The organism is Variovorax sp. AB1(2024) (genome assembly GCF_037482385.2).
GTDB lineage: Bacteria > Pseudomonadota > Gammaproteobacteria > Burkholderiales > Burkholderiaceae_C > Variovorax.
On record NZ_JBBHKP020000001.1, the window covers coordinates 3,948,655 to 3,963,196 of the forward strand.

The following is a 14,542-nucleotide window of genomic DNA, read 5'->3' on the forward strand; positions in this document are numbered from 1 at the left end:
TTACTTCTGCTTCGGGGCGTAGATCTGGTCGAAGGAGCCGCCGTCGGCGAAGTGCTCCTTGTCCGCCTTCGCCCAACCGCCGAAGGCCTGGTCGATGGTCACCAGCGTGAGCTTGGGGAACTGCTTGTCATACTTGGCCTTGGCCTTGTCCGATGTCGGGCGGTAGAAGTTGCGCCCGGCAATGTCCTGGCCTTCGTCCGAGTACAGGTACTTCAGGTATTCCTCGGCCACGGCACGCGTGCCCTTCTTGTCGACGACCTTGTCGACCACCGCCACGCTGGGCTCGGCCAGGATGGAGATGGAAGGCACCACGATCTCGAACTTCTCGGGGCCGAATTCCTTCAGCGCCAGGAAGGCTTCGTTCTCCCAGGCCAGCAGCACGTCGCCCACGCCGCGCTGCACGAAGGTGATGGTCGCGCCGCGCGCGCCGGTGTCGAGCACCGGCACGTTCTTGAACAGGTTGCCGATGTATTCCTTGGCCTTCGCATCCCCACCGTACTTGCGCTTGGCGAATTCCCACGCGGCCAGGTAGTTCCAGCGGGCGCCGCCCGAGGTCTTGGGGTTGGGGGTGATCACCTGCACGCCGGGCTTGACCAGGTCGTCCCAGTCCTTCAGGCCCTTGGGGTTGCCCTTCTTCACCAGGAACACGATGGTCGAGGTGTACGGCGCCGAGTTGTGCGGCAGGCGCTTCTGCCAGTCTGGCTTGACGAGGCCGCCGTGCGTGACGAGCGCGTCGATGTCGCCGCCCAAGGCCAGCGTGGCCACGTCGGCGTCGATACCGTCGATGATCGAGCGGGCCTGCTTGCCCGAGCCGCCGTGCGACTGCTTGACCGTGACGTCCTGGCCGGTCTTGCCCTTCCAGTACTTGGCGAAGGCCTGGTTGTAGTCCACGTACAGCTCGCGGGTCGGGTCATAGGACACGTTCAGCAGCGTCACGGTACCCGCGCCGCCTTGGGCGAACGTCGGCAATGCCGACAGGGCCATGGCACCGGCCACGCCGGCACCCAGGGAAAGCTTGATAAAGTCGCGGCGAAGGCTCATGGTGTCTTGCTCTAAAAAGGCATATCAATGAAGCTGCGTATTCTCAATACGACATATAGAAACTGGAACGACCAAGTTTTCAGTTCTAAATAGCTAAATCAACTAAGCAACCGCTTTCCCCACCAGAGGCAACAGAAATGGCACGCATGGTTCAGTGCATCAAGCTCGGCAAAGAGGCCGAAGGGCTCGACTTCCCGCCCTATCCCGGAGAACTGGGCAAGCGCCTGTGGGAGAACGTCAGCAAGGAGGCCTGGGCCGCCTGGCTGAAGCAGCAGACGATGCTGGTCAATGAAAACCGGCTGAACCTGGCCGACCTGCGCGCCCGCCAGTACCTGGCGCGCCAGATGGAAAAGCACTTCTTCGGCGAAGGCGCCGACGTGGCGCAAGGCTACGTACCCCCGTCAAACTGACCCCCAGTCTTCGCGCACTTCGTGTCGCTTCGCCAACCCCCTTTCAGGGGGCGGCACCAGCGGCCCGGCAAAGCCGGTTCCGCGGTACCCCTGGTGAAGAGGCCCTCTGGATCGTTCCGTCATGGCTGAACCAGTGACTTGGCGCGCCGACGGCGTGCCGCGCAGCGAACGCTTCGACGACATCTATCACACCGAAACCGGCGCACTGGCGCAATCGCGCCATGTGTTCCTGGGCGGTTGCGGCCTGCCCGAGGCTTGGGCCGGACAGCCGCAATGGCTGGTTCTCGAAACCGGCTTCGGGCTTGGCCTCAATTTCCTGACAACCTGGCAGGCGTGGCGCGCGGATCCCGAGCGGCCGCGCATGCTGCACTTCGTCTCTATCGAGGCGCATCCGGTCTCGTCCGGCGACCTGCTGCGCGCGGCCGGGGCCTACCCCGAGCTTGCTGCGCTGGCCGGCGAACTGGCCGCGCAATGGCACGGGCTGCTGCCCGGCTTCCACCGCCTGGCCTTCGACGATGGCCGGGTGCTGCTCACGCTGTGCATCGGCGACGTGCAGCCGATGCTGCGCGCGCAGCGCTTCGACGCCGACAGCATCTTTCTTGATGGCTTCAGCCCGCAGCAGAACCCCGGCATGTGGTCGGCGGACACGCTGAAGGCCGTGTCGCGCTTCGCACGGCAAGACACCCGCATCGCCACCTGGACCATCGCGCGGGCGATCCGCGATGCGCTGGCCCAATACGGCTTCACGGTCGAGAAACACCAGGGCCTGCCACCCAAGCGAGACTGCCTGCGCGGCGTGTTCGCACCCGCCTGGACGGTGCGCCGGCGCGAACCCGTGCCCGAGCGCATCGGGGCGCCGGGGCGCTGCGCCGTCGTCGGCGCCGGCCTGGCCGGTGCGGCGGTGGCGGCGAGCCTGGCGCGGCGCGGCTGGCGGGTCACCGTGCTCGACGCGGCCGACTGGCCAGCCTCCGGTGCGTCGGGGCTGCCCGTGGGCATGCTCGCGCCGCATGTGTCGCCGGACGACGCGCTGCTGTCGCGGCTCACGCGCGCCGGCATCCGCGTCACCTGGACGGAACTCGAGAGGCTGCTGGAAGAAGGCCGCGACTGGCGCGCCAGCGGCGTGCTCGAGCGCCGGCCTGACGGCGACGTGCGCGTGCCTGCCGGCTGGAGCGCCAGCGGCCCCAACGAGTCCTGGCCCGCGAACGACGGGCAACTGGCCACTGTCGGCCTGCCCGGCGACACCGCCGCGCTCTGGCATGGGCAGGCGGCGTGGGTGCGGCCGCACCGGCTGATCGCAGCCTGGCTGCGCCAGCCGGGCGTCGAATTCCGCGGCGGTTGCCGTGTGGCGCGGGTGGAGCGGGAGCCTGGCGGACCCTGGCAGTTGCATGACCCGGCCGGCCAGCTGCTGGCCGAGGCGGACCGCGTGGTCGTCTGCGCCGGCCATGAATCAGGCCGCTTCGCACCCGCCCTTCCGCTGCAGCCGGTGCGCGGCCAGGTCGCCTGGGGGCCCATGCCCGATGGCGCCGCGTTGCCCGCAACCCCGATCAACGGCGATGGCCACCTGATCGCCCATGTACCCAACGGCGCCGGCGCCCCGATCTGGCTGGCCGGTGCGACCTTCGACCGCGACAGCACCGACCTCGCAGCGACAGCGGCCGACGCCGATGCGAACCGCGAACGGCTGAGCCGGTTGCATCCCGCTTCCGCCGCAGCGCTGGCGCCGTCGTTCTTGAGCGGCGATGTCGAAAGCTGGGTGGGCATCCGCTGCGCCTCAGGCGACCGCCGCCCGCTGGTCGGCCCGCTCGACGGCTCCGCCACGGGCCTCTGGGCCTGCACCGCACTGGGCTCGCGCGGCCTCAGCTTCGCGGCGCTGTGCGCCGAACTGCTGGCCGCGCAGTGGCATGCCGAGCCGCTGCCACTGCCAGCCACGCTGGCCAAGGCGCTGGGCACCCAGCGCCTCTGAGGCGCGCCCGTTCGGGCAGGTCGTCAGCCGGGCTGCCGCGAAGGCGCCAGCATGTGGTCGATGCGGGTGTCGCCGTAGGTGCGCAGCACCTCGGAAATCACGACCTTGTACCCGTCGAGCCAGTTCGCCTGCGCGGCCTTCGCTTGCTGGTGCACGGGGTGGCGGATCAGCGCCTGCAGGCTGTCCAGCGAGTCCCAGTAGTAGACGTTCGACACCAGCCCGTTGCCGGGGTTCTCCCACGTCTCCTCGCCCAGGTAGCCGGGCAGCGACTTCGCCGCGGCGGCGATGGTCTGGTCGAGGCGGTGGAACTCGTCGTCGAACTGCTTCTTGGCAAAGATGAAGGTAGCGGAGTACATGGCGGAATCGAAACCTCCCGGAAAAGTCGGCAAAAGCCCGGCCCGGTGCGGGCCGAACGGGGGCCAAACGGGGGCTGATTCTGCGGCATGGGTACTGCAATCAACCAACCGCCCGTCATTCGAACGCGTGAGAATGCATCGCATGGCCACCCAATACGACATCAAGCACACCACCGTCTACCGCTACAACAAGCCGGTCACTTTCGGTCTGCACCGCGTGATGTTCCGACCGCGCGACAGCCATGACCTGCGCGTGCTCGCCACCGACCTGCAGGTGAGCCCGGAGGCATTCACCCGACTCATCCAGGACCCGCACTCCAATTCCGTCGCGCTGGTGCAGCCGATGGGCGAGGCGACCGAGCTGCGCATCGTGTGCTCGTTCACCATCGAGCATGTGCCTGCCCAGCAGGACCAGCTGGCGCTCGACCCGGCCGCCGAATTCCTGCCCTTCGCCTATACGGTGCAGGAGCGCCTGGACCTCGAGCACTACCTGCGCCCGCACCACGACGACGACACGCAGGGCACGCTGATCCGCTGGGCCCACCAGTTCCTGCACACCGACAAGCCCAACAGCACGCGCGAGGTGCTCGCGCGCATGAACGCGCACATCGGCCAGAGCCTCGAATACAAGGCGCGCGACGAAGAAGGCACCCAGACACCGCTCGCCACCCTGGCGCTGGGCAGCGGCAGCTGCCGCGACTACGCGCTGCTGATGATGGAAGCGGCGCGGCGCCTGGGCATCGCCACGCGCTTCGTCTCCGGCTACATCTACGACGCCGCGCTCGACACCGCGGCGCAGGCCAAGGGCGATTCGATGACCGGCGCCGGCACCACGCATGCCTGGCTGCAGGCCTACCTGCCGGGCATCGGCTGGATGGCCTTCGACCCGACCAACAACCTGATGGGCAGCGGCCAGCTGATCCGCGTCGGCGTCACGCGCGATCCGGCACAGGCGGCGCCGATCTCCGGCAGCTGGTACGGCGATGCAGAGGCCTACGAAGGCCTAGAGGCGACGGTGGTGGTCACGCGCCGCAAGAACTGAGGCGCGCCCCCGCCGATCGACGGCTGCTGTCGCGCAGGCGATAGCCGTTGCGGGAAACCCCGCAGCGCCACATTCCCCAACACCTCTACGCTGCGCCGCCGGCCAGCGAAATAGCACGATCGTTCTGAACGATCGCGGGTGCAGCGCCGCGCCGGTCATTTCTTCTCGAGAACTCACAAGAACGGAGAGAGACACCCCATGCATTCAGCACGCCTGACACTTCTTGCACTGGCAGCCAGCCTCGCGGTCGCATCCTGCGGCGGTGGAGGCGGCGGCGGCAACAGCCTCGGCTTCATTCCCGCGCCCACGCCCGCACCCGCGCCTGCCGCACCGCCGCCTCCCGCGCCGCCCCCCGCTCCCGTCGCCGAAGAAACCCGCCTGCAGGACAGCCGCAATTCGTTCGCGCCGGCGGATCCCTCGGCCACCACCTTCGCCGCGCTCGCCGCGGACGGCAGCGACACGGTCGACAACAGCACGACCAGCCGCTGGGCCGGCATGCTGGGTGGGGCCCAGTACAACGTCGAGGTGCCCGCCAACTGGAACGGCCAGCTCGTGATGTATGCGCACGGCTATGCGGGCGAAGGCAACCTGCTGCAAGCCGGCACGCCCACCATCCGCCGCTACCTGATCCAGAACGGCTACGCCTGGGCCGCCTCCAGTTACAGCAAGAACTACTACGACGTGCGCGCCGGCGTGGAAGACACCAACGCCCTCGCCCTGCAGTTCAACGCCATCGCCAAGGCCCGCGGCCGCAACCTGGCCGCGCCGTCGAAGATATTCATCACCGGCCATTCGATGGGCGGCCACATCACGGCGGCTGCCATCGAGGACGAAACCTACGCCACGGCCAACCACAAGGTGAAGTACAACGGCGCGGTGCCGATGTGCGGCGTGGTGGGCGACACGGAGCTGTTCGACTACTTTGCCGCCGCGCAGGTGGCGGCGCAGGCGCTGGCAGGGAAAGCGAGCTATCCGACACCCAAATGGGCGGACATCGCGGCGCAGGTCACCCCGGCGCTCTTCTCCACCTTCTCGGCCACGGCCATCGCGCCCAACGGCACTGTCGGAAACCAGTACGCCTCGGTGCTCGAGAACCTGACCGGCGGACCGCGGCCCCTGTTCAACTTCTCCTTGCAGAACGGCCGCTCGTTCCAGGCGGTGTGGGGCGTGTTCGGCAGTGACGGCACGGTCAACGGCATCCTCAACAAGAGCACGCTGGACACCAACCGCTTCGTCTACAAGATCGACGGCGACACCACCGCATCGGACGAACTCAACGCGCTCGCCCAGAAGCTCACGGCCGCACCGGACGCGAACCGCCTGCGCACCGACGGCCTGCGCTGGATTCCCAAGGTCAACGGCGAGTTCAAGATCCCGGTGGTCACGCTGCACACGCTTGGCGACATGTACGTGCCCTTCAGCATGGAACAGATCTACAACAGGCGCGTGGCGGCCAAGGGCAACAGCCAGTGGCTGGTGCAGCGCGCCATCCGCGGCATCACCCATTGCGACTTCACCATCAAGGAGCAGGAGGAAGCCTTCGTCGCCATGATCGGCTGGGAAAAGGACAACAACGCGAAGCCCGCCGGCGACGACGTTCTGACCCCTTCCACGATCAAGGATTCGAGGTACGGCTGCAACTTCACCCGCAACGCGGTGAGCGTGGACGATGGCTCGAGCACGATCAACGTGCGCCCGCTCCTGCCGTCCTGCTCGCCACCGATCTGATCTGAGTTCAGCGCGCCCTAGTTGCGCCGTGCCGCGCGATACGCCCTGACCGCCGGCACCGCCGTGGCGGGGCTGTCGGCGAAGAGGCCGTCGATGCCTGCGTCAAGGAAGGCCTTGATCTCCCCGGCGGTGTCGCCGTATGCGGTCGGATCGGTCTTCGGCTCTTTCTTGAGGCTGTCCGGCAGGAAGTTGTTCTCCGGGCGGATCGTCCAGACATGGACCAGCAGCTTCCTGTCGTGCGCGTCCTTCACGAGCGTGGTCGGTGCGCCGAGCTTGCCGTCCGCCACCGGGATCACGCGCGCCTTGGCCACGCCGATGCCCTGCGCGTAGGTCGCGATCTCCGCCAGGCCTTCGGGTTTCACGAGATCGGCGTAGGTGCGCTTGTCGCTCAGGGCCACGAGGTCGTAGGGCGCGCCCTGCCCGTCGATGAGCTGGACGATCTTCACCGTGCTCTTCAGGCGGATGTCCTTCAGGTTGCCGGTTTCGAAGGACTGCACGAACACCGGCGCCTCGGCCTTGTTCAGGTCGTGCTTCTGCAGCGTGTCGATCAGCTTCTTCTCCAGCGGCAGGCCGATCGAGCGGAAGTAGGTCGGGTGCTTGGTCTCGGGGTAGACGCCGATCACGCGGCCCTTGGCCACCGACTGCGACTTGGCGAGCTGGATCACTTCGTCGAGCGTGGGCACCTGGAACTGGTCGTTGTACGACACGTTCGCCGGGCGCAGCTTCGGAATGCGCTCACGGGCCTTGAGCTCCTTCAGCTCGGCCAGCGTGAAGTCCTCGGTGAACCAGCCGGTGACCGAGGTACCGTCGATCACCTTGGTGGTCATGCGGCTGGCGAACTTAGGCACGTCGGCCACGTTGGTGGTGGCCTCGACGAGGTTTCCGTCCTTGACGATGGCAATGGCGTTCTCGTGGCGGGCAACGAGTTCGCCGTCCTTGGTGGGCACGAGGTCAGGCTCGATGAAGTCGGCTCCGTCGTCGATGGCCTGCTGGTATGACGCCAGCGTGTGCTCGGGCCGAAGCGCCGATGCACCGCGATGCCCGATGACGAGCGGGGGTGCCGCCTCCACGGGCGCCGGGGCCGGCGCAGGCGCAGGCGCGGGAGCCGCCGGCGGAGGTGAAGCCGGCAAGAACAGCGGCATCGGCCCTGCGTCGCCACTGCCGCCGCCACACGCCGCCATGAACGCGCAGGCACCAGCCGCCAGCACGGTCCTCGAAAAATCAAGCAATTGCATTTAAATTCCTCCCTTTTGTTCACATCGATGTAAATTGACACGTCTTTTGCCGTCAAACGGATTGGCAGAAGGCGCGCCGGATCATCGAGGGAGGAAATGTCCGTCGCGTGACATTGGCCACGCGACGAAGGGCGCCAGCTCAGCCGCGCGCGGCCAGCTTCGCTTCGAGTTCCGCGATGCGTGCCCGGGCCTCGTCGCCTTCCGGAATATCCCGCCCGCTGTCGCGCCACGCGACGGCGCTCTTGAAGCCCTCGGCCTCCGCCTGCCGCCGGAACCACATGCCCTCCGGGTTGTGGCGCGTGATGCCGTCGAACACGGTGGCGAACATCTGGCTCTGTTCCAGCCCCATCGAATGCCAGACCTGGTTGACCACCAGCTTGTGCATCATCAGGTGCGAACGCGGCACGCCCGCGATGCGAAGGGCCAGCTTCAGCGTGGCCTGGTCGAGCCGGTCGGCGGGCACGGAGAAGTTCGCCAGGCCCCATTCGGCCGCCTGCTTTCCGTCGATGGTGTCGCCGGTGAACATGAGCTGCTTGGCGCGCATGGCGCCGAGCCGATAGGTCCACATGGCGGTGGTCGGGCAGCCCCACACGCGCGTGGGCATGTAGCCGATGCGTGCGTCGTCGGCCATGGCGAGCAGGTCGCAGCACAGCGCGATGTCGCTGCCGCCGGCCACTGCGTAGCCGTGCACCTTGGCGATGGTGGGCTTGCGGCTGCGCCAGAGAGCCATGAAGTCGTCGGTGTTGCCCTTCATGGCGGCGTAGTCCAGCATCGGGTCCCACGGTGACTTCTCCTGCCGGCAGGGGTGGTCGCCCTGCCCTTCGCGGCCTTGGCCCTCGGCGTAGTCGCCAAGGTCGTAGCCGGCGCAGAAGGCGCGGCCCGCGCCCTCGACCACGATGACGTGCACCTCGTCGTCGGCCTCGGCCCACTCGACCGCGCGTCGGATTTCCGAGGGCGTGGTCTCGCCGATGGCGTTGAGCTTTTCGGGGCGGTTCAGCACGAGGCGCGCGATGCGCGGGTGCTGCGGATCCTTGTCGATCAGGACGGTGTCGAAAACTGGCATGGTCTCTTGTCTCCTGTGTTTTGGGACGGATCGCGCCACGCTTGTAGCATCGCCCCCCACCACAGGCAAACCGCCGATCAGGCCCCTGCCGCGCTCCCCGCACCGCCCAGCTGGAAGCGGAACACGGCCCCCTTGTCGGGCTGCTGCACCAGGCGGATGTCGCTGTCGTGCAGTTGCAGGATGCGCTTGACGATCACCAGGCCCAGCCCGCCGCTGCTGGCGCTGTCGGTGCGCGAGCCGCTCATGAACACCGGGCGCATGAAGAGCGACTTCTGCAGCTCGCCCGGAATGCCCGGGCCCGTGTCGCTCACCTGCACCGTCACGCCGGCGTTCTCCGGGCGCAACTGCACCACGATCTCGCCGCCCGCCGGCGTGTGGCGGATGGCGTTGTCGAGCAGGTTGGTCAGCACCCGCTCGATCATTCCCAGGTCGGCCGACACCACCGGCAGGCCCGGCGCGATGTCGGGCTTCAGCCGCTGGTGGCGCGCCTCGGCCGCCAGCTCGAACTTCTGGAACACGTCCTGCACCAGGTCGGCCAGCGCGAAGTTTTCTTTCTCGGGCTTGACCACGCCGTACTCGAGCCGGGCCAGCTCGAACACTTCCTGCGCGAGGCGGCCGACCTTGCGGCTCTGCCCGAGCGCGATTTCCAGATAGCGCCGGCGCTCTTCCTCGCTGAGCGTGCCGGCCTTGAGCAGCAGGGTTTCGAGGTAGCCGTGCAGCGACGTGAGCGGCGTGCGCAGGTCGTGCGAGATGTTGGCGAACAGCTCGCGGCGCTGCTGGTCCTGCAGCGTGAGCTCGCGCCATTGCTCGGCGATGCGCCGCGTCATCTGCGTGAAGGCCTGGCCCAGCTGTGCGATTTCGTCGGTGCCCCGAGACAGGCGCTCCAGCGTGGGCGTCTCGCGCTCCAGCGAGGCGATGCCCTCGGTCTCGAAGCGCTTCACCGCCGCCGTCAGCTCGCGCAGCGGCCGGGTGATGAGGCGAAAGGCCGCAAGCCCCGCCAGCAGCCCGAGCAACGCCACCAGCCCCATCGACCACAGCGTGGTGCGCAGCACGTTGTCGGTGGCCACGTTGGCGACCAGCGCATCGTGGTCCTCGCCCTGCAGCACCACGTAGACGTAGCCCGCGTCACGCCCGTCCATGCGCAGCGGCGCGGCGCTGAACACCTTGGAAGCGGTGAGGCTGCGCGGGTCGTCCCCGCCGATGGGCAGCGGCGCGCCTGCGAGCAGCTTGCGGATCGGCTCCAGCCCGACCGTGTCGCGCTTCAGGTGCCCCTGCGGCGCCGCCTGTGCCTTGATGCGGCCGTCCAGGCCCAGCAGGTAGACCTCCACGCTCGGATTGACGGCCATCAGCTTGTCGAACAGGTCTTTCACCGCCTCCTGGTTGAGTCCGCCGGGCTTCATGAGCTCGGAGTTCCCGGCGATGTGCGCGGCCAGGCCGAGCGACAGCCGCTGCACGACCTCCTGCTCGTGAATGCCGTTGGAGCGCATCTGCAGCCACGCCGAGGCGCCGCAGCACACCAGCAGCAGCACCGCGAACACGGCAGAAAGCCGCCGCGACAGCGTGCTCCAGGCCGTCATGCCGAGTCCTCCCCGTTGGCGGCAGGCGACAGCTTGTAGCCCCGTCCCCACACGGTGAGGATGCGCCGCGGCTGCGCCGGGTCGGCCTCGACCTTGATTCGCAGCCGGTTGATGTGGGTGTTGACGGTGTGCTCGTAGCCGTCGTGCTGGTAGCCCCAGACCTGGTTGAGCAAGTCGAGCCGCGAGAACACCTTGCCGGGGTTGCGAGCGAAGAAGTACAGCAGGTCGAACTCGCGCGGCGTGAGTTCAATGAGCCTGCCGTCCACCCGCACCTCGCGCGCCAGCGGCTCGATGTCGAGGTTGCCCAGCGTGAGGCTGCCCGACTCCATGCGCGCGTTGCGGGCCAGCGCGTCGGTGCGCCGCAGCAGCGCCTTCACCCGCGCCACCAGTTCCAGCACCGAGAAGGGCTTGGCCAGGTAGTCGTCGGCGCCCAGCTCCAGCCCGAGGATGCGGTGCACCTCGCTGGAACGGGCGCTGATGATGATGATCGGCGTGTAGCGCGTCATGGCGCGGGCACGGCGGCAGATTTCGAGGCCGTCGATGCCGGGCAGCATCAGGTCGAGCACCAGCGCGTCCCAGTTGCCGCGCTCCAGCTCGCGCAGGCCGGCATGGCCGTCGGCGGCGTGCTCGACCGCATAGCCCTCGTCGCGCAGGTGCATGCGCAGAAGTTCGGCAATGTGGGCGTCGTCCTCGACGATCAGCACGCGCTTGGCTGTATCCATGGGGTGGCATTCTCCCGCGATACGCGGTCCGGAGTTATCACGATTAATTGAAGTTTGCGTGATGAATCGGCCATGGGGTGCGCCAAACAATCCGCTCCATGAACAGCACAGCCATCGCTCCTCCCGCCGCCCAGGCCCCCGAGGCAGATCGCCGCCCCATCCACCCGCTGTGGATGCGCGTCACGCACTGGCTCAATGCGCTGGCGGTGCTGGTGCTGGTGACGAGCGGCTGGCGCATCTACGACGCGTCGCCGTTCTTCCCGTTCACCATTCCCACCGTGGTCACGCTCGGCGGCTGGCTGGGCGGCGCGCTGCAGTGGCACTTTGCCGCCATGTGGCTGCTGGTGTTCAACGGCCTGGTGTACCTGGTGCTGAACATCGCCAGCGGCCGGCTGGCGGCCAAGTTCTTTCCCGTCACGCCGCGCGGCGTGCTGCACGACGCGCTGGCCGCGCTCAAGGGCAAGCTCTCCCATGCCGACCCGCGTCGCTACAACAGCGTGCAGAAGCTGGCCTACCTGTTCGTGATGCTCGACCTGATCGTGATCGTGCTGTCGGGCCTGGTGCTGTGGAAGTCGGTGCAGTTCGCGGTGCTGCGCGACCTGCTGGGCGGCTACGAATTCGCGCGCCGCATCCATTTCTTCGCGATGGCCGCCATCGTGGCCTTCGTCGTCTTGCACCTGGTGATGGTGGCCCTGGTGCCCCGCACCCTTCTCACCATGCTCCGCGGCCGCGCACCCAAGGCCTGACCCAACCATGAAAATCTTCAAGGCACCCACCCTGAGCGGCATCGACGGCGAGGCCGTGCTGCGCGAAGCCCGCACGCTGATCGAAAAGAAGCTCGACCAGCCGTCGCGCCGCCTCTTCATGCAACGCTCGCTCACGCTCGGCGGCCTGTCGCTGCTCACGGGCTGCAGCATCAGCGACAACGCGCAGGTCGATGCAGCACTGACGAAGATCTCGCGCTTCAACGACAAGGTGCAGGGCCTGATCTTCAGCCCCACGCAGCTCGCGCCGACCTACTCCGAAGCCGAAATCACCCGCCCCTTCCCGTTCAACGCCTACTACGGCGAAGACGAAGTGCGCTTGGTCGACGAAGCCGGCTACAGGCTCGAAGTGACCGGCATGGTCGCCGACAAGCATGCCTGGACGCTGGCCGAGCTGCGCGCCATGCCGCAGGAAGACCAGATCACCCGGCACATCTGCGTGGAGGGCTGGAGCGCCATCGGCAAATGGGGCGGCGTGCGCTTTGCCGACTTCCTGCGCCGCATCGGCGCCGACACCACCGCCAAGTACGTGGGCTTCAAGTGCGCCGACGACTACTACACCAGCATCGACATGCCCACCGCGCTGCACCCGCAGACGCTGCTGACGCTGACCTACGACGGCCAGCCGCTGCCGCCCAAGTACGGCTTTCCGATGAAGCTGCGCATGCCGACGAAGCTTGGCTACAAGAACCCGAAGCACATCAAGGCGATGTTCGTCACCAACACCTATTCCGGTGGCTACTGGGAAGACCAGGGCTACAACTGGTTCGGAGGGAGCTGAGGGGCTGCCACAGCCGCTCGACTGCCGATGAAAGCGCGAGGCCGTGTTCCAAGGAACCAGGCCGATCTTTTTTTGAAAAATGACACCTCAACTGGAAGACTCCAAATGAACAAGCTCACCGCAACCCTGCTCGCCACCTGCATCGCCTTCGCCGGCGCCTCTGCCTTTGCCGCCGACGAAATGGCGAAGGACGGCATGGCCAAGGACTCGATGTCCAAGGACGCCATGAAGAAAGACTCGATGGCGAAGGACTCCATGTCGAAAGACTCGATGTCCAAGGACGGCATGAAGAAGGATTCGATGGCGAAGGACAGCATGTCCAAGGACGCCATGAAGAAGGACTCCATGTCGAAGGACAGCATGTCTAAAGACTCGATGTCCAAGTAAGCACCGGGCGCGAACCACCCGATCCGCCCCGCCATTGACGAACGGCGGATTGGGCGTCAATGTCGCGCCATTCGACAGGAGCCCCCTGAAAGGAAAGCCAATGAAATCCTTCGCACTGACCGCAGGCACCCTGGCCGCCGCGGCCCTCGTCTGGTATGCGGTGCCCTCGTCCGCGGAAACCTCGCGCCGCGTACCGGCTCCTACGGCCGACCTGACCGCCGCCCCCAAGGCCAAGACGGAGACCGCCGTCTTCGCCGGCGGCTGCTTCTGGGGCGTGCAAGGCGTGTTCCAGCGCGTCAAGGGCGTGAGCAATGCGGTCTCCGGCTATGCCGGCGGCGACGCCAGGACGGCGCGCTATGAGGAAGTCGGCTCGGGCCGCACCGGCCATGCCGAGTCGGTCCGCATCACCTACGACCCGCAGCAGATCAGCTACGGCAAGCTGCTTCAGATCTATTTCTCGGTGGCGCATGACCCGACCGAGCTGAACCGCCAGGGCCCCGACACCGGCACGCAATACCGCTCGACTGTGTTCGCGGAGAACGCCGAGCAGGCGCGCATCGCCAGGGAATACATCGCGCAGCTCAACCAGGCCAAGACCTACGGCAAGCCGCTGGCCACCACGGTCGAGCTGTCGAAGCCCTTCTTCGCCGCCGAGGACTACCACCAGGACTATCTGACGCTGCACCCGAGCCAGCCCTACATCGCGATCAACGACATGCCCAAGATCGATGACCTGAAGAAGCTCTTCCCCGAGGTCTACAAGGCGACGCCCTCGCTGGTGAAGGCCGCCAAGGCAGGCTAGCCCCCGCGCAGCACGACCAGCAGCACGCCGGTGGCGGCCAGCGCGGCCGTCCAGGCGTGGCGCTGGAATCGATCGCCCATGAGCCGGGGATGCAAGGCCACGCCGCGGCACACGCCGGCGGCGATGGCACCGGTCGTCGCCAGCATCGCGGCCGTGTGCACCCCGATCGCCGCCAGCGCCAGCAGCAACGAGCCCGAAGCGGTGATTTCGCGCGCCGGGTTGTCGGCAAGGCACAGCGGCATGAGCGCCGGCACCAGCATCAGGCCGGCGCCGTGCGCGGTGGCCATGAGAAAGGACCACAGCGCGATGCCGACCTGCCCCGCGCGGATGCCTGAAGCGCCATGCCCGGCCTGCGAAGCTTCGCCGCGCAGGCAGCGATAGGCAGCCAAGCCCAGCAGCAGCCCGCCCGCCACGCCCTGCACCCGCGCATGTTCCATCGACATGCCCCAGGCGAACCCCCACGCCACCACGGCGACCGACACGCAATGCCCGAGCGCGATGGGCAGCAGCGCCCGCCGCGCCTGCGCCCCGTTGCGGGCCTGCACGCCGCATGCGGCAGCGAACATCCAGCCGTTCGCCGGGCTCAGCCCATGAAAGGCGCCGAGGCCGGCGACGGCCAGCCAGGGCCACAGGCTCGCCATGCTCGCCATGACATGCCCGATCGGTTCGTC

At 67.5% G+C, this 14,542-nt stretch carries 15 protein-coding genes; 8 read left to right on the plus strand and 7 right to left on the minus strand.

Translation table 11 applies throughout. The features are described from left to right. The gene (locus WIX39_RS18390; RefSeq protein ID WP_106934375.1) at positions 1-1,041 is read right to left on the minus strand and encodes a sulfate ABC transporter substrate-binding protein; all 1,041 of its coding nucleotides are present in this window, start codon (positions 1,039-1,041) and stop codon (positions 1-3) included. Positions 1,042-1,178: 137 nt separating this feature from the next. Here WIX39_RS18390 and WIX39_RS18395 point away from each other — a divergent pair, with 137 nt between their 5' ends. Further along, complete coding sequence (locus WIX39_RS18395; protein ID WP_012748083.1) at positions 1,179-1,451, plus strand: oxidative damage protection protein; 273 nt, start codon at positions 1,179-1,181, stop codon at positions 1,449-1,451. A gap of 121 nt (positions 1,452-1,572) precedes the next feature. Next, on the plus strand, positions 1,573-3,414 hold the full coding sequence (mnmC, locus tag WIX39_RS18400) for an FAD-dependent 5-carboxymethylaminomethyl-2-thiouridine(34) oxidoreductase MnmC (protein ID WP_409195545.1): 1,842 nt from the start codon (positions 1,573-1,575) through the stop codon (positions 3,412-3,414). Between the two features lie 23 nt (positions 3,415-3,437). Here the strand turns inward: mnmC and WIX39_RS18405 are convergent, their stop codons facing one another. Then, a complete protein-coding gene (locus WIX39_RS18405; protein ID WP_285410700.1) occupies positions 3,438-3,770 on the minus strand; it encodes an antibiotic biosynthesis monooxygenase family protein in 333 nt (110 codons plus the stop codon). 142 nt (positions 3,771-3,912) lie between these two features. On the opposite strand from WIX39_RS18405, the gene WIX39_RS18410 reads away from it, so the two are divergent. After that, positions 3,913-4,812, plus strand: coding sequence for a transglutaminase family protein (locus tag WIX39_RS18410; RefSeq protein ID WP_234382551.1), 900 nt, complete (start codon positions 3,913-3,915; stop codon positions 4,810-4,812). Positions 4,813-5,010: 198 nt separating this feature from the next. Then, complete coding sequence (locus WIX39_RS18415) at positions 5,011-6,540, plus strand: alpha/beta hydrolase family protein (protein WP_409195546.1); 1,530 nt, start codon at positions 5,011-5,013, stop codon at positions 6,538-6,540. 17 nt (positions 6,541-6,557) lie between these two features. Here WIX39_RS18415 and WIX39_RS18420 read toward each other — a convergent pair whose 3' ends face one another. The 4 genes from WIX39_RS18420 to WIX39_RS18435 form a co-directional block, all read right to left on the minus strand. Next, a complete protein-coding gene (locus tag WIX39_RS18420) occupies positions 6,558-7,775 on the minus strand; it encodes a glycerophosphodiester phosphodiesterase (RefSeq protein ID WP_409195547.1) in 1,218 nt (405 codons plus the stop codon). Between the two features lie 139 nt (positions 7,776-7,914). Continuing rightward, a complete protein-coding gene (locus WIX39_RS18425; RefSeq protein WP_409195548.1) occupies positions 7,915-8,901 on the minus strand; it encodes a crotonase/enoyl-CoA hydratase family protein in 987 nt (328 codons plus the stop codon). 14 nt (positions 8,902-8,915) lie between these two features. Continuing rightward, positions 8,916-10,415: a sensor histidine kinase gene (locus tag WIX39_RS18430; RefSeq protein ID WP_106934368.1), complete on the minus strand. Its 1,500-nt coding sequence runs from the start codon at positions 10,413-10,415 to the stop codon at positions 8,916-8,918. Then, entirely contained in the window at positions 10,412-11,137 is a 726-nt protein-coding gene (locus WIX39_RS18435) for a response regulator transcription factor (RefSeq protein ID WP_081266371.1), read from the minus strand. The genes WIX39_RS18430 and WIX39_RS18435 overlap by 4 nt, the downstream gene beginning before the upstream one ends. Positions 11,138-11,235: 98 nt before the next feature. Between WIX39_RS18435 and WIX39_RS18440 the strand changes: the two genes are divergently transcribed. The 4 genes from WIX39_RS18440 to msrA all read left to right on the plus strand — a co-directional run bounded on the left by WIX39_RS18440 (position 11,236) and on the right by msrA (position 13,871). Continuing rightward, positions 11,236-11,883, plus strand: coding sequence for a cytochrome b/b6 domain-containing protein (locus WIX39_RS18440; protein WP_409195549.1), 648 nt, complete (start codon positions 11,236-11,238; stop codon positions 11,881-11,883). 7 nt (positions 11,884-11,890) lie between these two features. Beyond that, complete coding sequence (locus tag WIX39_RS18445; RefSeq protein WP_409195550.1) at positions 11,891-12,682, plus strand: molybdopterin-binding protein; 792 nt, start codon at positions 11,891-11,893, stop codon at positions 12,680-12,682. A 105-nt stretch (positions 12,683-12,787) separates the two neighbouring features. Further along, positions 12,788-13,069: a pentapeptide MXKDX repeat protein gene (locus WIX39_RS18450; protein ID WP_106934365.1), complete on the plus strand. Its 282-nt coding sequence runs from the start codon at positions 12,788-12,790 to the stop codon at positions 13,067-13,069. Between the two features lie 100 nt (positions 13,070-13,169). Next, the gene (msrA, locus tag WIX39_RS18455) at positions 13,170-13,871 is read left to right on the plus strand and encodes a peptide-methionine (S)-S-oxide reductase MsrA (RefSeq protein WP_409195551.1); all 702 of its coding nucleotides are present in this window, start codon (positions 13,170-13,172) and stop codon (positions 13,869-13,871) included. On the opposite strand, the gene WIX39_RS18460 is transcribed toward msrA, so the two are convergent. Then, complete coding sequence (locus WIX39_RS18460) at positions 13,868-14,521, minus strand: hypothetical protein (RefSeq protein WP_409195552.1); 654 nt, start codon at positions 14,519-14,521, stop codon at positions 13,868-13,870. The two genes, msrA and WIX39_RS18460, sit on opposite strands and share 4 nt — an antisense overlap. Positions 14,522-14,542 lie beyond the last annotated feature (21 nt).